Source organism: Brucella sp. JSBI001, assembly GCF_026014005.1.
GTDB classification, from domain to species: Bacteria; Pseudomonadota; Alphaproteobacteria; order Rhizobiales; family Rhizobiaceae; genus Brucella; species Brucella anthropi.
Window position 1 is genome coordinate 70,525 of the sequence record NZ_CP110339.1, and the last position, 17,409, is coordinate 87,933.

The following is a 17,409-nucleotide window of genomic DNA, read 5'->3' on the forward strand; positions in this document are numbered from 1 at the left end:
AGGGCCGGAAACGGCCCTTTTTCTTTTGTCAGGTGATAACGCTCGGCTCTGTCCGCCCGCTGCGCTTTTTCACCTCGGCGATCTGTTCTGCCGCGTCGATGAATGGGGCCAGCGTTTCCTGCGTGTCGAGATTGTGCCTGGTGGTATCCGCTTCATAGCGCTCGACATAGATGCGGATGGTAGCACCTGACGTACCGGTGCCGGACAGGCGCAGCACCACACGACCGCCATTCGGGAAATAGATGCGGATGCCCTGATGTTCGCTGATCGAGCCGTCGACCGGATCGTGATAGGCGAAGTCGTCGGCCTTCTCGATTGTGAGGCCATTGACAGTCGTGCCGGGCAGGCTTGCAAGCTTGCCGCGAAGATCGGCCACCAGTTGTTTGGCGATATCGGAATCGACAGCTTCATAGTCGTGGCGGGTGTAATAATTGCGCCCGAAGCGCGCCCAATGTTCCTCGACGATGTCTTTCACGCTTTCCTTGCGCACCGCCAGAATATTGAGCCAGAGCAGTACGGCCCACAGGCCATCCTTCTCGCGCACATGGTCGGACCCGGTGCCGGAGCTTTCTTCGCCGCAAATCGTGACCTTGCCATTGTCGAGCAGATTGCCGAAGAACTTCCAGCCCGTCGGCGTTTCAAACATGCCGATGCCGAGCTTGTCAGCCACGCGGTCGGCGGCAGCACTTGTCGGCATGGAACGGGCAATGCCCTTGATGCCGTCCTTGTAGCCCGGCGCCAGATGCGCATTGGCGGCCAGCATGGCAAGCGAATCGGATGGCGTGACGAAGATGCCGCGCCCGATGATGAGATTGCGATCCCCGTCGCCATCGGAGGCGCGCCGAAATCCGGCGCATGGTCGGACATGAGCAGATCATAGAGATCTTTTGCGTAGACGAGATTCGGATCCGGATGGTGGCCGCCGAAATCCGGCAGGGGCACGAAGTTCATCACGCTGCCTTCCGGCGCGCCGAGACGGTGCTCGAAGATTTCCTTGGCGTAAGGCCCGGTCACTGCATGCATGGCATCGAATTTGAGACCGAAACCGCCCTTGATCATGGCGCGGATTGCGTCGAAATTGAACAGGCTTTCCATCAGCTCGGCATAATCGGCGACAGGATCGAAGATGACGACTTCGGTGTCGCCGATCCGGCTCGTGCCGATCGTGTCGATATCAATATCGGCCACATTGGCAATCTTGTACTGGTCGATCACTTTCGAGCGGGCGAAGATCGCCTCGGTGATCTTTTCCGGTGCCGGTCCGCCGTTGCCGATATTGTATTTGATGCCGAAATCTTCATTCGGGCCGCCGGGATTGTGGCTTGCCGAAAGTATCATGCCGCCGAAAGCCTTGTATTTGCGGATCATGTTGGAGGCGGCAGGCGTCGAAAGAATACCGCCCTGACCTACCATGATGCGCCCGAAGCCATTGGCGGCGGCCATCTTGATGAGCTTCTGGATCACTTCGCGATTATAGAAGCGTCCGTCGCCGCCCACCACAAGCGTCTTGCCTTCAAACCCCTCCAGCACATCGAAAACCGACTGGATGAAGTTTTCGGCATAATTGGGCTGCTGGAATACAGGAACCTTCTTGCGCAGGCCTGAAGTGCCCGGCTGCTGGTCCTGAAAAGGTTTGGTCGCGATCGTCTTGACGGTCATATCTTTCCCGTTCGATTCAATGAATTAAGCAGTCAATGTGTTGGCATTTGCGGTCATTGCAAGACAACATAGATCAAACTTATTGATTGAAAATAACAAAGCGTGTGTTTGTGCAGCGATGTGCTACAAATTTATCCGATGACCGACACGAACCACCATGGCCATGACGCCCGCGACATTATGCGCCTGAAACGCGACGATGCAACCGGCCTCGAAGCCGTTGCCGCGCGTTTCCACAGCCATGCCTATGACATGCATTTCCATGACGAATGGCTCGTCGGGGTGACCCATGAGGGCGTACAGGACTTTTTCTGTCGCGGAAAACGGCGGCAGAGCACGCCAGGGCGAGTGATTCTCATCGAGCCGGGCGAACGCCACGACGGGCAGGCGGTCGCGGCGGACGGTTTTGCCTATAACATGCTTTATATGCCGCAATCGCTGGTCAGAAGCGCGATGGGTGGCAATGATGCGCATATCGGTTTTCGCGAGACGCTGGCCGATGACGGACAGTTGTTTCATGCGGTCGCCCGCGCCTGCGAGGCAATCTTCCTCGAAGCGCCGCGCCTGATGATTGAAGACTGCCGCGATCAGGTGATGAACCATCTTGCCCGACATCTGGCCCGGCATCTTGGGCAGGACGTGACAGAAAAAGGGTCGGCTCCGCATCCGGTCGCAGCACGCGCGATGGACTATCTGCGGGCGCGCTTCGACGAGGAGTTCGGCCTCGATGAACTGGCGGAAGCGGTCGGGGCCGCCGACCGTTTCCAGCTTTCACGCGGGTTCCGGCGTGAATACGGCACCTCGCCACATGCCTGTCTGGTGCAGTTGCGCCTTGCTGAAGCACGGCGCCTGTTGCGCGAAAAAGTGGCGCCAGCAGAAGCATCCGCGCTCAGCGGATTTGCCGACCAGAGCCATATGGGGCGCTGGTTCCGCCGCGCCTATGGCATGACGCCTGCCGCTTATCGCAAGGGACGCACAAACGTTCCAGAAATTGCAGCGAAAAGCCGTTAGGCCTGTCCTCGAAAAGAGGAAAAGCTCATGATTTTCGATACAAAAGTAGCCATTCTTGTCCTGCATGATCTGCCTGTCTGGCAGAAGCTGAACGTGACTGCCTTTATCGCGACCGGCATATCCGGCGCTGTGCCGCACGCCATGGGCGATCCTTATGAGGATGCGGCAGGCCGCAAGCATACGCGTCTGCTCGGCCAGCCGATGCTGATCTTCTCGGCAACACCGGACGTTTTGCAACGGGCATGGCAGCAATCGATCCAGCGCGATCTTATCCGTGCGCCCTATGTGCGCGCCATGTTCGAGACCGGGCATGACGTCGCCAACCGCGCTGTATTCATGGCGGAAAATGCCGACGCACCCGATCTGGTCGGCCTTGCGCTTTACGGTCCAAAGAAAGATATCGACAAGGCGATCAAGGGAACTAACCTGCATCCTTGAACAGGACGCTCTGGTCGAACAGATAGCGGTTGGAAAGCGGCAGGCTTGCCGCGCCCATCGCCTTGGCGTGGACGCCAACCTTGCCCTCGATGATCTTCGGCGCGCGCAGGCCCTGCAAGTCGAGGCATGAAAGCTCCACGCGGGTCGCTTCCACGATGCGGTGACGCACATTACCCGGCAACCAGCCATCGATGACGGCGGCGGGAAAGTCGATCACGGAGGCGGCAGCTACCGTTGCATGGGCCAGCCCGCGTGCGGCAAGCGCTACCCATTCGTCGAGCGGCGTACCAAAGTTGCGCCAGTTTTCCGGTGAAAGCCACAGATCGTCGGAGGGCAGGTGCCGCTCCTGCAACATGCGTTCGAGGACGAACAGCGAAGCCGTATCGATGAGCTGCAAGGTTTCGCCGCGCTCCCACGTGCCGCGCATCCGCATCGGCATGGAGCCGAGCGCGCCCGCATTGCCCGTGCGGCCCGGATAGAGTGTGTTGTTCAGCACCACACCGCCGCCGATGAACGAGCCGATGAAGAAATAGACGAAGTCGGTGAATTCAGGCCCGCGACCAAAGGTCAGTTCCGCACCACAAGCAGCCGTTCCGTCATTCTGCACGAAGACCGGAAACGAAAACGCCTTGGCGAAATCGCCGACGAGATCGGCGCCGAGCCATGCATCCAGATCTTCGGCAGGTGCACCCACTTCCTCGACCCAGTTCCACAATTCGAAGGGTAATGCGATGCCGAGCCCTGCAATGCGGTCGCACTTGGCCGGTTCGAGGGCTGCCGTGAAAGCGGCGACGCTCTCGACGGCGAAGCGGCGGATTTCACCCGGTACAGGCCAGCGATAGGTAATGTGCCGCCGTTCGCGGATCGCTCCCAGAAAATCCATCAGGATGATTTCCGCGCTGCGCCGCCCGATCTTGAGACCGAAGGAGAAAACCCCGTCGGCGGCAAGGCGCATCGGCATGGAAGGCTGGCCGACACGACCGCGCACCCGTTCGCCCTGCGTAATGAGGCCGTCTTTTTCCAGCGCACGAATGATGACGGAAACCGTTTGTGCCGAAAGTCCGGTCAGGCGCGCAATTTCGGCGCGGGCCAAAGCGCCATGCCGGCGCACGAGCGCCAGAACCAGCCGCTCATTATAGGCGCGCACGCCGATCTGGTTTGAACCACGATTGACGCTCGCGCCCGGCCCGGCGAATTGCAGCATGGCAGGACCCGGAGTGCCGGAAAGGGTACCAGAAAGGGTGCTGGAAAGCGTATCGGCAGACCCGTTGTCTGGTTCGCCTTCAACTTTATGCCTGACCATAGCCTCTCCCAGATTCCGTGCCATGGAATGCAATCTCGAAATGCAGCCATGGAATGCCGGAATTCCTAAACCAACCATCGAAGGAGAAAAAGCCCTCATTGTGAGGGATATAAAATAAAAACAAACGCTTAAGATGGACCACGTAATGAAACGACCAGCCTGCTGTTCGCTTTGCCGGTCCTCTCTCCTCCGTCTCCCAGAGTGACACAGCATATTAATAAATCAAGTGGATTTATTAATTGACTCTGTTTTGAAGCCGTGTTTTGCTTCTCTTCTGCCGGGGGAAGAGGACCGGTTTCAATCTGGGAGGAGTCCATGAAGAAGACAGTTCTGTCGGCAGCCTTTGCTGCCTTCGCGCTTGGCGCTGCCGCGTTGCCTGTTGCTGGGCCAGCGAATGCCGCCGATGTCGGTGCGTGCCTCATCACAAAGACCGATACCAATCCGTTCTTCGTCAAGATGAAGGAAGGCGCTATCGCCAAGGCGAAGGAGCTGGGCGTCAATCTCAAGACCTATGCGGGCAAGATCGACGGCGATTCCGAAAGCCAGGTTGCAGCTATCGAAACCTGCATTGCTGATGGCGCCAAGGGCATTCTCATCACGGCTTCCGACACCAAGGGCATCGTGCCGTCGCTGCAGAAGGCACGCGATGCGGGCCTGCTCATCATCGCGCTCGATACGCCGCTTGAGCCTGCCGATGCGGCGGACGCAACCTTTGCAACCGACAATTTCCTGGCCGGTGAGCTGGTCGGCAAATGGGCAGCGGCAACGCTTGGCGACAAGGCCAAGGATGCGCGGGTTGCCTTTCTCAACCTCACCGCGTCGCAGCCGAGCGTCGACGTTCTGCGCGATCAGGGTTTTGCCACCGGTTTCGGCATCGACCCGAAAGACAAGACCAAGCTCGGTGACGAGGATGATCCGCGCATTGCCGGTCGCGACCTGACCGATGGCAACGAAGAAGGCGGACGTCGCGCGATGGAAAACCTTCTCCAGAAGGATCCGAACATCAATGTCGTCCACACCATCAACGAACCTGCCGCCGCCGGTGCCTATGAGGCGCTGAAGGCTGTCGGGCGTGAAAAGGACGTGCTGATCGTCTCCATCGATGGCGGTTGCCCCGGCGTGAAGAATGTCGAGGCCGGTGTGATCGGCGCGACTTCGCAGCAATATCCGCTGCAGATGGCGGCACTCGGTATCGAGGCGATCAAGAAGTTTGCTGATACGGGTGAAAAGCCGAAGCCGACCGAAGGCAAGGACTTCGTCGATACCGGCGTGTCGCTTGTCACCGACAAGCCGGTGGAGGGCGTTCCGTCCATCGACACGAAGACCGCACTCGACAAGTGCTGGGGCTGATCCCCTTTCTGAAACTCGGACCCGGCAGATCGGAAGATTTGCCGGACCTTTCTGCAGGTGAAGGCAGGAGACAGACATGAGTGAGCCACAGGCGGCTTCCGCTGCACAAAAACCGTCTATGCAGGACTATGAAAAGACGCTGGCGCAGAGCGCGGCCGATGTCGCCTCTTTCGATGCGGGCGACCAGTCGCTGCTTTATCGGATGCGGAATTTCCTGCATCACAATCCCGCTGCCGTGCCGCTGATCGTGCTCGTCCTGTCGCTGCTGGTGTTCGGCATCACGCTTGGCGGCAAGTTCTTCTCCGCCTTTGCACTGACCCTCATTCTGCAGCAGGTCGCCATCACCGGCATCATTGCCGTGGCGCAGACGCTTGTGATCCTGACCGCAGGTATCGATCTTTCGGTCGGCGCCATCATGGTCCTGTCGTCGGTGGTGATGGGCCAGTTCACCTTTCGCTATGGGCTTCCCGCCGAACTTTCCGTTCTGTGCGGCTTTGCCACGGGCGCGCTATGCGGCTTCATCAACGGCTTTCTCGTGGCCTATGTCCGCCTTCCGCCCTTCATCGTGACGCTCGGCATGTGGCAGGTGATCCTCGCCACAAACTTCCTCTATTCCGCCAACGAGACGATCCGCGCGCAGGAAATCACGGCTGAAGCGCCGATCCTGCAATTTTTCGGCGAGAGCATCCGCTTTGGCGGCGCGGTCTTTACCTATGGCGTCATTGCGATGGTGCTTCTGGTTCTGCTGTTCTGGTATGTACTGAACCACACCGCCTGGGGACGGCACGTCTATGCCATTGGCGACGATCCCGAAGCGGCACAGCTTTCCGGTGTCTCGGTCAAGCCGATCCTCATGTCGGTCTATGTGCTGGCCGGTATCATCTGCGCGCTTGCAGGCTGGGCGATGATCGGCCGTCTCGGTTCGGTATCGCCGACCGCAGGCCAGTTCGCCAATATCGAATCCATCACCGCAGTGGTGATCGGCGGCATTTCGCTGTTCGGCGGACGCGGTTCCATTCTCGGCACCATGTTCGGTGCGCTGATCGTCGGCGTGTTTTCGCTGGGGCTACGCCTGTGGGGCACCGATCCGCAATGGACCTATCTCCTGATCGGCGTTCTCATCATTGCCGCCGTCGCCATCGACCAGTGGATCAGAAAGGCTGCCGCATGAAAACGAACACCACGCCTGTTCTGTCTGGCAAAGGTCTGGTCAAGCGCTATGGTCGCGTCACCGCACTTGATCATGCCGACTTCGATCTCTATCCCGGCGAAATCCTCGCGGTCATCGGCGACAATGGCGCAGGCAAGTCCTCGCTCATCAAGGCGCTGTCGGGCGCGATCAAGCCCGACGAGGGGGAAATCCTTCTCGACGGCAAGCCGGTCAGCTTTCATTCACCGATGGAAGCGCGACAGGCGGGCATCGAGACGGTCTATCAGAACCTTGCCCTGTCGCCCGCGCTTTCCATCGCCGACAATCTGTTTCTGGGCCGCGAAATCCGCCGCAAGGGACCGCTTGGCTCGCTGTTCCGCATGCTGGATCGCGGTGCGATGGAAAAGATCGCGCGCGAAAAACTGTCCGAACTGGGCCTGATGACGATCCAGAATATCGGCCAGGCGGTGGAAACCCTTTCGGGTGGCCAGCGTCAGGGCGTTGCGGTGGCGCGTGCCGCCGCCTTCGGCTCCAAGGTGGTCATCATGGACGAGCCAACGGCCGCGCTTGGCGTCAAGGAATCGCGCCGCGTGCTGGAACTCATTCAGGATGTGAAGCGGCGCGGCATGCCTATCGTCCTCATCTCGCACAACATGCCGCATGTGTTCGAGGTTGCCGACCGCATCCACATTCACCGACTCGGACGCCGCCTGACGGTCATCGACCCGAAGGAATATTCCATGTCGGATGCCGTGGCGCTGATGACCGGGGCGATGAGACCGAAGGAAGCGGCTTGACCACTTGCGCTTGAACAGGGTTGCTGCGCCTTTAACACGGTGACAGGACGAATCACGGAAACCGGACATGACGCCTATTGAGCGCGAAGCCCTGCCTTCGGAAATTCTTGCGCGGCTGACGGAAACCGACAAGCGCCTGATCGTGGCCATCGCAGGCCCGCCGGGAGCCGGGAAATCCACCATTTCCGACTATCTGCTCCATGCCATCAACAAGGGCGGCGAAACGCCGTCCATCGTCGTGCCCATGGATGGGTTTCATCTTGATGACGGGATTCTCGATCAGCGCGGATTGCTGGGCCGCAAGGGTTCGCCGCCCACTTTCGACTGCGCCGGGTTTGCAGTGCTGCTGCAGCGTTTGAAACAGGCGGAGGCCGAAGTTTTCATCCCGGTCTTCGACCGTTCTCTGGAGCTGTCGCGCGCTGCGGCATCCGTGGTCGGCCCGGAGCATCGCGTGCTTCTGGTCGAAGGCAATTATCTGCTGCTCGATCAGCAACCATGGGCGCAGCTTGCGCCTTTTTTTGACATGACGCTCTATCTGGATGTGCCCTTTGCAGAGCTGGAGCGTCGCCTGATCGAACGCTGGCTCAGCTTCGGTTTCGATGCCGAAACCGCCCGAAACCGCGCCCTTTCCAACGACATTCCCAATGCCGAACTCGTGGTAGCGCAGTCGCGCAAGGCGGATTTTGTCGTGGTCTCGGACGGGCGATAACAGGGAATTGCACCTTTCAAGGGTTGCGGCGATGCGCTTGCGTCTGCATGATGGGAAAATCGCTTCATCAGTTTCCGACCGGAATAGTTCCCCATGACGACTTATGTTTTTGCGCCGCCCCCGCAGCCTTTTTTGCCTGTGAAGGGAACGGACGCGCGCTTTCCCGTGCACCGCATCTATTGCGTCGGCCAGAACTATGCCGATCACGCCATCGAAATGGGTGGCGATCCGACCCGCAATCCGCCTTTCTTCTTCCAGAAGAACCCGGACAGCCTCGTGATCGAAGGTGGTGATTTCCCTTATCCGCCGAAGACCGAGGACGTGCATCACGAGATCGAACTTGTGGTGGCGCTGAAGGCCGGCGGTACCGACATTGCTGTCGAAAAGGCGCTGGACCATGTTTATGGCTACGCCGTTGGCATCGACATGACACGTCGCGACCTGCAGGCCGTGGCCAAGAAGGCCGGGCGCCCGTGGGAAGTCGCAAAAGCTTTTGAGCACTCCGCACCCTGTTCGGCCATCGTGCCGGTGTCTGAAATCGGCCACCCGGAAAAGGCTGTGATTTCGCTCGCCATCAATGGCGAAACCCGCCAGTCAGGCGACCTCAACCAGATGATCTGGAAGGTGGCGGAAACCATTTCCTACCTGTCTTCGCTCTTTGAGCTGCAACCCGGCGATCTTATCTTTACGGGTACGCCTGCGGGCGTCGGGCCGGTGAAGCGCGGCGACCGCCTGGAAGGCAAGGTCGACGGCGTGGCAACCCTCACCGTAACCGTAGTCTGATTCTCTTCACGTGGAGGAGCATGAATGAGCATCTATCTTCCCGATGACGTGCACGACGCTCTGGAGCGCTTCATCGCCGAAAAGCATCCTGGTCTCAACCAGACCGAGGCGATGACGCTTATCCTGCGCAAATGGCTGGTGCGCGAGGGCTATCTGTCGGCAGAGCCCGAACACGGCACACCGCCGGATGAACTGAACGCGACCAATGACGATTGAACAAGGCAGCAATTGACTATGGCCAAACAGCCGCCGGAAGGAGCGGGTCGCAAGACCGCGCTCGGGCGACGCCTTTTGATTCTCATGATTCTGGCAATTGTGCTCGTGATCGCGCTCGTCTGGATGAGCATTTATCTCTTCGATCCAAATGGCGGTCTGGACTTTGATGATCTCGGTATTTTTGCTTTTGATTTCAATGTGGTAGATGCAGTGTCGCCGCGCATTTTGTGAGTGCGTTAATCTTTTTGTTACCATTGAAATATTCATTTTGGCAGAGCCCCGACGTTTAGCGCTTCCGTTTGCCGTCTTTTGCATGGTACATGATCCTCATCGACCGAAAGAATATTGACTGAAACGGGCGCTTTCCGATGCCCGTAAAGCCAAGAGGATCTGGATGGCATTCGAGGACATCAAGGCGGAAATTGCGCTGCTTTTCGAGCAAATGGTGAATCAGCCGCAAGACGCTCATGAAATCCGTGAAACGGTTCGCGAGAAGCTCAATACGCTGCGGGCCAGTGGTTTGCCTCTGCCTGAAGATCTGGTCGAGCTTGAAAAACGCATCGAAAAAGATTTCGATTCCTGAGAACGGATCCGGTCATGCGTTACGCGCTTTCCTCTTCTTCCTCCGCTGGTCTGGTCCGCAAGGGCCTCATGCTTCTTGGTTGTGCCGTGGCGCTCAGCGCCTGCAACACCACCAATGACGGCAAGCCCGTGAAAACGGCGCTGATCACGCAGACCGATACTTCCAGCCAGACCGCTTCCGCAGCAGGCAGCGCTGCCAGTGCCACGGCCAATACCGCAGGCACGGCGACTGCCGATGCGGGCGCTGCTGCCGGAACGCAGACCGTCGCAGCCGTGAGCGATCCTTCCGATCCGGTCCTGCCTGCCGTTGTTCCCATTCCCGGCATTCGTGGCCAGTCCGAACCGATGATGGCCTATGCCGGTGCGCAGGCTGCCGCTTCGCCGGCATCCGTTGCTGCCAATATGGCGTTTGAGACACCGGATCATGCGCCGGAAGAACTCGATGCGCTGATCACCAAATATTCCGTCGCCTATGATGTGCCGGAACGCCTTGTGCGCCGGGTCGTGCATCGCGAAAGCCGGTTCAATCCGGGCGCCCGTAACGGACCTTATTGGGGGTTGATGCAGATCAGCCATCCGACTGCGCGCGGCATGGGTTATACGGGCGCGGCCAAGGGCCTGCTCGATGCGGAAACCAATCTGAAATATGCGGTTCGCTATCTGTCCGGCGCCTATAAGGTCGCGGGCGGTGATGAAAGCCAGGCAGTCCGCTATTATGCGCGGGGCTATTATTACGATGCCAAGCGCAAGGGACTGTTGCAGGAAACCGGCCTCGACGGAAGCTGGAAGCGCAGCGGCCCGACCCGTGATGCAGCCGCTTCCATCCAGCCGGTATCCTTGCCGGAAGGCGGGGCAGCACCGCTCCCCGGCGTCGCTCCCATTCAGGCTTCCTACGCACCGGCGGGGCAATAAACTAACTGTCATCTTGACGCTGCAAAGTGATGGCAGTTTCCTGTCCTGAACCGACGACAGGGAAATTTCATGAATGTAAGACTGCCTCATCCAGTCAAATGGAAATATGACCGGGCCGAATTGTGGGCCGATGGCGTCATCCATGTTCTGGGTGTCGGGCTGGCGCTTGCAGGCGCCATTGCCATGCTGATCTATTTCCTGCCGAACATGCCTGCAGCGACCTCGATTTCGTCGGGTGTCTATCTCGCGAGCCTTCTGGCAGCGCTCGGCATTTCGGCTGTCTACAATATCTGGCCGGTTTCGCCGACCAAATGGTTCCTGCGCCGTTTTGACCACTCGGCGATCTATCTTCTGATCGCCGGAACATACACGCCTTTTGCCATGCATATGGGCGACCGTGCTCTGCCGCTGCTTCTTTTCGTCTGGAGCGTGGCTTTCGTCGGCATCATGCTGAAACTGTTCATGCCGGGTCGTTTCGACCGGCTGTCGATCCTGCTTTATCTGGCGCTCGGCTGGAGCGGCGTCATGGTCTACGACACCATGGTGCAATCGCTGCCGCCAGCCGTTTTCTGGCTGATTGCAGCCGGTGGCATGGTCTATTCGTTGGGGGTGATCTTCCATGTCTGGGAGCGCCTGCGGTTTCAGAATGCCATCTGGCACGGCTTTGTCGTGGTGGGCGCGGCACTGCATTATTGTGCGGTGTTTTTCGTTGGCGCATGGAACTGAAGCCCGCTCTATTTCGGCTTTGACGGTCTGCAAATGGCGCACTTCTGCGCTTCCGGTGCTCATGTACCTTAAAGTACACTTCGCTCCGGTTCTCGAATTGCACCATTTTCGTCGCGTCATAGCCAAAATAGCGAACGGGCTTCGGAGCGCGTGATTGCTCAATGAAAGTCTCGCGAGTTCGGCATGATTTTTACATTCCGCGGATGATGCGCCATCTGGGATGGAGCGACGAGGCGCTGCGCTTCGCGTCCGCTCATTTCGATCAATGCTGTCGAACGGTCCTGCAGCTTTGACGCCACCAGATGCACGACCCCTTCGGGGCTGCGCTGGAGGCGACCTTCGATATGGATCAGCCGCGCACCCATCACTTCGCGGCGAAATGCTTTCATGACCTTCGGCCAGACGACAATATTGGCGATGCCGGTTTCATCCTCGATGGTGAGGAACACCACACCCTTGGCGCTGCCGGGGCGCTGGCGGACGGTGACGACGCCCGCCACTTTCATGCGGCGTCCGTCGGCACCTTCCTGCACTGCACGACAGGTTGAAACGCCTTCCGCCGCCAGACCCTCGCGCAGATATTGCAGCGGATGCCCTTTCAGCGAGAGCCGCGTCGTCTCGTAATCGGCAATCACATGTTCCGACGCGGCCATTTCAGGAAGTTTTGTGCGCGGTTCCTCCGCCAGTTCGCTGGTTGCGGCGGCGCGGAACAGCGGCAGTGTTTCGTCATTGGGCAGACGGCGCACGGCCCACAGTGCTGCGCGGCGGTCGATGTCAAGCGAGCCGAAGGCATCGGCATCGGCCAGAAGCGTGAAGGCGCGCCGGTCGAGCCGGAGCCGTCGATGCATGTCCTCGATGGTACGGTAAGGCTCCTGCCGGTCGGCAATCAGGAGTTCGGTGTCCCGTTTGGAAAAGCCGTCGATCTGCCGGAAGCCGAGCCGGAGCGCTGGTCGAATATCGAGCGTATCCTCCAGAATATTATCCCAGTGACTGAAGTTCACATCGACGGGCAGCACCATCACGCCATGTTCGCGGGCATCGCGCACAATCTGGGCGGGGGCATAAAAACCCATGGGCTGGGAATTCAGAAGTGCGGCGGCGAACACTTCCGGATGGTGGCACTTGATCCACGCGGAAATATAGACCAGATGCGCAAAGCTTGCCGCATGACTTTCGGGGAAGCCATATTCGCCGAAACCCTTGATCTGGTTGAAGCAGTTTTCGGCAAAGGTCCGGTCGTAGCCACGATTGACCATGCCTTCGATCATCTTTGTCTCCATCGTATGGATGGTGCCCATCTTGCGGAAAGTGGCCATGGCGCGGCGCAACTGGTTGGCCTCATCCGGTGTGAATTTTGCAGCCTCCATGGCAATGCGCATCGCCTGTTCCTGAAACAGCGGCACGCCCTTGGTCTTGCCGAGAATCTGCTGTAACTCATCCGCCGGCCCATGTTCCGGTGCCGGTGACGGAAGGAGTGGTTTTTCCTGTCCGTTCCGCCGCCGCAGATAAGGATGCACCATATCGCCCTGAATGGGGCCGGGCCGCACGATGGCGACCTCGATGACAAGGTCATAGAATTTACGCGGGCGCAGCCGCGGCAGCATGTTCATCTGGGCGCGGCTTTCCACCTGAAACACGCCGAGTGAATCCCCCTTGCACAGCATGTCGTAGACGACTGCATCTTCGCGCGGCAGATTGGCCAGCGTCAGCTTTTCGCCGCCATAAAGCTGCGGCTTGTGCTGGTGAATGAGGTCGAAAGCCTTGCGGATGCAGGTGAGCATGCCGAGCGACAGCACATCCACCTTCATCAGCCCCACCTCGTCGATATCGTCCTTGTCCCATTCGATGAAAGATCGCTTGTCCATTACCGCCGGGCCGATGGGCACGGTCTCGTCCAGACGGTCGCGGGTGAGCACAAAGCCGCCGACATGCTGCGACAGATGACGCGGAAAGCCGATCAGCGTGATGGCCAGTTCCACCGCGCGCCGGATGATGGGATTGTCGGGGTCGAGACCCGCCTGTCTGATATGCTGCTTGTCGATGCCGCCGCCCGATATGCCCCAGACCGTATTGGCGAGCGCTGCCGTTACATCCTCAGTCAGCCCCAGCGCCTTGCCGACATCGCGAATGGCGCTGCGGGACCGATAGCTGATGACGGTTGCGACAATGGCCGCGCGATCTCTAGTGTAGCGGTCATAGACATATTGCATCACCTCTTCGCGCCGCTCATGCTCGAAATCGACGTCGATATCCGGCGGTTCCTTTCGCTCGACCGAAAGAAAGCGTTCGAACAGGAGGTCAACCTGTGTCGGGTCTACACCGGTGACGCCAAGGCAGAAGCAGACAACGGAATTGGCCGCCGAACCGCGCCCCTGACACAGAATGCCTTTCGAGCGGGCATAGCTCACAATGTCATAAACCGTGAGAAAGTAAGCCGCATATTGCAGCTTTTCGATCAGCGCCAGTTCCTTGTGGATCAGCGCCTGCACCTTCGGCGGGATGCTGTCCGCACCGTAATTACGGGCAGCACCTGCCCAGGTGAGATCATGCAGATGCTGTTGCGGCGTCTTGCCGGGTGGCACCGGCTCGTCGGGATAATCATATTTCAGCTCATCAAGCTGGAAGGTGATGGGCGCGACGAAATCGGCGGTCGCTTCGACGGCCTCAGTGTAGTCGCGAAACAGTCGCAGCATTTCCTTTGGTGGTTTCAGGTGGCGTTCGGCATTCTTTTCGAGAAGCCGACCGGCTGCGAAAACAGTTGTGTGGTGGCGGGTTGCCGTCAGCACGTCCTGAAGCGCGCGGCGGTCGGGGTGATGATAAAGAACATCATTGGTGGCGAGCAGCGGCACATTGGCTTCGGCTGCAAACCGGGCGATGCGTTCGGCCCGGCGTCCGTCATGGCCCTGATGCGGCATGGCGAGCGCCAGCCAGACCGAGTCGGGGGCAGCTTGTGCAATCTCGGTCAGGCGTGCGGCAAAATCCGGCCTGTCGTCTTCAGGCGGAAAGACCGCGATCTGGAACTGCCGGGCGCGAAACAGCAGATCACTCCATTCGAGGTGGCATTCGCCCTTGATGGCGGCGCGTACCTTGCCCTCCGTCAGCAGGCGGCACAATTGCCCATAGGCAGCGCGATCACGCGGATAGACGACCATATCCGGCGTGCCGTCGATGAAAGACAGGCGGCAGCCGATGAAAAGCCGGAAATCGCTCTTGTCGCGAAAATCCTTCCATGCCGCATGTGCCCGCACCACACCGGCCAGCGTGTTGCGGTCGGCAATGCCGATACCGGACAGGCCAAGCTCATGCGCACGCGCTACCAGTTCCTGCGGATGCGAGGCGCCGCACAGGAAGGAAAAATTGCTGGCAGCAGCCATTTCGAAATAATGAGTCATCACGCGAACAGTCCGTGTAAAAACCAGCGCGGATGATTGGCGCCGTCATAAAGGCCTTCGCGAAAAATCCAGAAGCGCTGGCCGTTCTCGTCTTCCACCCGGTAATAATCGCGCAGCTCCGGAACCGCGTGACCAATTGCGAGCCACCATTCCGGTTCGATCCTTTCAGGTCCTTCGGCAAGGCGTACATGATGGCGCACCCGCCGCCACAGGAAAAACGAAGGCGGACTGTCGGGCACTTCCGCCACGCTTTCGATCAACTGCGGCGGGCGAAACAGTTTTATGGGGCGCGCTGGCGGGTCACCGGGAAGCACTGGGGGAAACGCTGGGGGAAGTGCTGCCGCACTCTCATAATCGGCTTCGCCCTTGCCATCCGTGTGAAGGGCAGGGCGCAGGCCGAAGGCCCGTTCAGGAATATGCGTGTTGCGCGAAAAGGAAACGAGAACGCGGTTCTGTCCAAGCCGCGCCGAAAGCCGGTCGACAAGCTGACTAAACCCCGCTTCATCTTCCTCATGCTGGTCGAGCCCCGTCTGGCGCTGGGCGATTGCCGCACTGCGCAGCGCTGCCAGCCGGATCATGTCGAAGCCGAAACCTGCATCGAGCGGGTCGGTCAAGGCGTTGAGCCTTTCACGCGCAAGGCGCAGGAAAACCTTGTCGCTGCGCAAGGGCTGGCCGGTTTCGATGTGGATATGACGCACTTCGCCATCGACACGGAAGAAGAAGGCCTCAATCAGAAGCGCGCCTTTTCCCTCCGGTTCAAGCTGCGTAAAAAGCTCCTGCGCCAGTTCCTGCAAGATGCGTTCGACCAGTTCCATTGCGGTAACCGGCTCTGACAGGCGGCGCTCGACGGCACTGAGCGGCATGATGCGCAAGGGGGAAATCGGCGCGCGCTCGCGCCGCGCCAGCCGGTCAAGCCTGGTGGCAAGATCGGTGCCGAAGCGGGCGGTGAGTGCGGCGCGCGGAAGCCCCATCACATCACCAATGCGTTTCAATCCGGCGCGCTTGAGGCCGGTTTCGGCAGCTTGCGCCAGTTCAAGCGCGGAGAGCGGCAGGCGGGGAAGCAGCCGGTCGGCCTCCGCCCTGCTGAAGACACCGCCCTTCGTTCCCCGTGCCAGAAGCCGCGCGGCAAAACTGTTATCGGCAACCGCCGCCTGTACGCCAAGCCCGGCTCGTTCCAGACGCCGGATTGCATCGGCACGCATGGCGTCGAGCCCGCCAAAAAGATGCGCGCAGCCGGTTATGTCGAGCATCAGCCCATGCGGCTCATCGAAGGCGACAAGCGGCGTGTAGCGCTCGCACCAATGGGCAAAACGCTTGAGTAATGCCGCATCATGTTCCGGTGCTGCCGTTGCCACTTCAAGCCTTTCCACGCGGGCGCGCGCATCCGTTAGCGCCATGCCGGGAAAAAGGCCGAGCTTTGCCGCTCCGGCATCCACTGCTGTCAGGCGCAGCGCATTGGTCGTGCGTTCGGTCACAACCAAAGGCAGGTGCGGTTTACCATCAGGCGGAGTGCTGCTGCGAAGCCGGTCGGTCGGCAGAAACGGAAACCAGAGGGCGAGAAACAGACGTTCTGCCATCCCGTTCGTTAGCACCAAATTCCTGGGTTTCATTGTTCCATTCCATGATCCATTGCCCGCATGTGCCGTGGCGATTGCGTTCCAGAACCGCCGAAAAGACAGGCTTGCCGGGTGCGTTCGCTCCACTTGAACGGGACGGCGCGGGCGCCACCCGCCAGCGGCTGACGGCAGCGCTTTGCACAGCCGTCCGGTGGCTCCGGAGCAGGATGACGGGCAGCTGCGCGGTTTCGGTTGCCAGAAGCAGACGACGCGAAGCGGTCAGGTCGAGGCATTTCGGCTGGCCTGTCACCGAGGCGACAACACCGGAAACAAGATGCGAAGCCTTGCCGCCGCTTCCGGCTTCCAGCGCATCGTTTGCCGCCTTCAGGACATCCTGTGCCGTGGGGCAGCGCACGATCAGAAGTCGCGACGGATCGATCCCGAAGGCATGAAGTCCCGGCGGATAAAGCCCGCCATATTCACTTGCAGCGCTTTCTTCCTCGATCCAGATAATCGGGCGACGAGGCTCTGCGGCGCGTTCTGCCGCACGGGCGGCAAAGGCTAGCGCAAAGCCGGTCGCGGCCATATGCGCGCCGGGGTTTTCGGCAAAAACCTCATGCAGCGCGTCGCCTGCAAGGCCATGCGGAAAGGCGGCATCCGCCCCGGCAAGGCCGAGCGTGAAACTGCGCGCCCGCCCGAAGCCCGTTTGCCCCTGATTTGCAAAACTGCCTTGCGGATCGTTGCCTTCAATGGTCGTAACCATGCGCCGCAGCGCCGCGATGTCGATGCCGCTCACGTCTAGATTCCATCTTTTTGTTCTCTATA

The 17,409-nt window shown here is 59.6% G+C and carries 16 protein-coding genes and 1 pseudogene; 12 read left to right on the top strand and 5 right to left on the bottom strand.

Translation table 11 applies throughout. The features are described 5' to 3' along the window. Positions 1–28: 28 nt before the first annotated feature. Positions 29–1,659, bottom strand: a pseudogene (locus LJ361_RS00315) (alpha-D-glucose phosphate-specific phosphoglucomutase). A gap of 138 nt (positions 1,660–1,797) precedes the next feature. Between LJ361_RS00315 and LJ361_RS00320 the strand changes: the two are divergent. Together LJ361_RS00320 and LJ361_RS00325 are read left to right on the top strand one after the other, a co-directional pair. After that, the gene (locus tag LJ361_RS00320; protein ID WP_010657870.1) at positions 1,798–2,670 is read left to right on the top strand and encodes an AraC family transcriptional regulator; all 873 of its coding nucleotides are present in this window, start codon (positions 1,798–1,800) and stop codon (positions 2,668–2,670) included. A 27-nt stretch (positions 2,671–2,697) separates the two neighbouring features. Further along, a complete protein-coding gene (locus LJ361_RS00325; RefSeq protein WP_010657871.1) occupies positions 2,698–3,108 on the top strand; it encodes a DUF2000 family protein in 411 nt (136 codons plus the stop codon). Here the strand turns inward: LJ361_RS00325 and LJ361_RS00330 are convergent. After that, positions 3,092–4,411, bottom strand: a complete 1,320-nt coding sequence (locus LJ361_RS00330; protein ID WP_010657872.1) for an ROK family transcriptional regulator — start codon at positions 4,409–4,411, stop codon at positions 3,092–3,094. The two genes, LJ361_RS00325 and LJ361_RS00330, sit on opposite strands and share 17 nt — an antisense overlap. Before the next feature lie 315 nt (positions 4,412–4,726). On the opposite strand from LJ361_RS00330, the gene LJ361_RS00335 reads away from it, so the two are divergent. The 10 genes from LJ361_RS00335 (at position 4,727) to trhA (ending at position 11,636) form a co-directional block, all read left to right on the top strand. Further along, complete coding sequence (locus LJ361_RS00335) at positions 4,727–5,761, top strand: sugar ABC transporter substrate-binding protein (protein WP_010657873.1); 1,035 nt, start codon at positions 4,727–4,729, stop codon at positions 5,759–5,761. 76 nt (positions 5,762–5,837) lie between these two features. Then, on the top strand, positions 5,838–6,932 hold the full coding sequence (locus tag LJ361_RS00340) for an ABC transporter permease (protein ID WP_010657874.1): 1,095 nt from the start codon (positions 5,838–5,840) through the stop codon (positions 6,930–6,932). Next, complete coding sequence (locus LJ361_RS00345) at positions 6,929–7,708, top strand: ATP-binding cassette domain-containing protein (RefSeq protein WP_010657875.1); 780 nt, start codon at positions 6,929–6,931, stop codon at positions 7,706–7,708. The genes LJ361_RS00340 and LJ361_RS00345 overlap by 4 nt, the downstream gene beginning before the upstream one ends. Before the next feature lie 67 nt (positions 7,709–7,775). Next, positions 7,776–8,417: a nucleoside/nucleotide kinase family protein gene (locus tag LJ361_RS00350; protein ID WP_010657876.1), complete on the top strand. Its 642-nt coding sequence runs from the start codon at positions 7,776–7,778 to the stop codon at positions 8,415–8,417. 93 nt (positions 8,418–8,510) lie between these two features. Continuing rightward, positions 8,511–9,200: a fumarylacetoacetate hydrolase family protein gene (locus LJ361_RS00355; protein WP_010657877.1), complete on the top strand. Its 690-nt coding sequence runs from the start codon at positions 8,511–8,513 to the stop codon at positions 9,198–9,200. A 24-nt stretch (positions 9,201–9,224) separates the two neighbouring features. After that, on the top strand, positions 9,225–9,416 hold the full coding sequence (locus LJ361_RS00360) for a hypothetical protein (protein ID WP_010657878.1): 192 nt from the start codon (positions 9,225–9,227) through the stop codon (positions 9,414–9,416). An 18-nt stretch (positions 9,417–9,434) separates the two neighbouring features. Further along, entirely contained in the window at positions 9,435–9,647 is a 213-nt protein-coding gene (locus LJ361_RS00365) for a hypothetical protein (RefSeq protein WP_029375838.1), read from the top strand. A gap of 163 nt (positions 9,648–9,810) precedes the next feature. Continuing rightward, the gene (locus LJ361_RS00370) at positions 9,811–9,999 is read left to right on the top strand and encodes a hypothetical protein (RefSeq protein WP_010657880.1); all 189 of its coding nucleotides are present in this window, start codon (positions 9,811–9,813) and stop codon (positions 9,997–9,999) included. A 14-nt stretch (positions 10,000–10,013) separates the two neighbouring features. After that, positions 10,014–10,910, top strand: coding sequence for a lytic transglycosylase domain-containing protein (locus LJ361_RS00375; protein ID WP_010657881.1), 897 nt, complete (start codon positions 10,014–10,016; stop codon positions 10,908–10,910). 69 nt (positions 10,911–10,979) lie between these two features. After that, positions 10,980–11,636: a PAQR family membrane homeostasis protein TrhA gene (gene trhA, locus LJ361_RS00380; RefSeq protein ID WP_010657882.1), complete on the top strand. Its 657-nt coding sequence runs from the start codon at positions 10,980–10,982 to the stop codon at positions 11,634–11,636. Between the two features lie 158 nt (positions 11,637–11,794). Here the strand turns inward: trhA and LJ361_RS00385 are convergent, their stop codons facing one another. The 3 genes from LJ361_RS00385 to LJ361_RS00395 are packed head-to-tail and all read right to left on the bottom strand — an operon-like array spanning position 11,795 to position 17,380. Next, on the bottom strand, positions 11,795–15,028 hold the full coding sequence (locus LJ361_RS00385; protein ID WP_264812348.1) for an error-prone DNA polymerase: 3,234 nt from the start codon (positions 15,026–15,028) through the stop codon (positions 11,795–11,797). Continuing rightward, entirely contained in the window at positions 15,028–16,593 is a 1,566-nt protein-coding gene (locus LJ361_RS00390) for a Y-family DNA polymerase (RefSeq protein ID WP_029375840.1), read from the bottom strand. The genes LJ361_RS00385 and LJ361_RS00390 overlap by 1 nt, the downstream gene beginning before the upstream one ends. Next, positions 16,529–17,380 carry an ImuA family protein gene (locus LJ361_RS00395; RefSeq protein WP_010657885.1) on the bottom strand — a complete coding sequence of 284 codons (852 nt, stop codon included), beginning with the start codon at positions 17,378–17,380 and terminating at the stop codon, positions 16,529–16,531. Before LJ361_RS00395 ends, LJ361_RS00390 begins: the two co-directional genes overlap by 65 nt. Between the last annotated feature and the right edge of the window lie 29 nt (positions 17,381–17,409).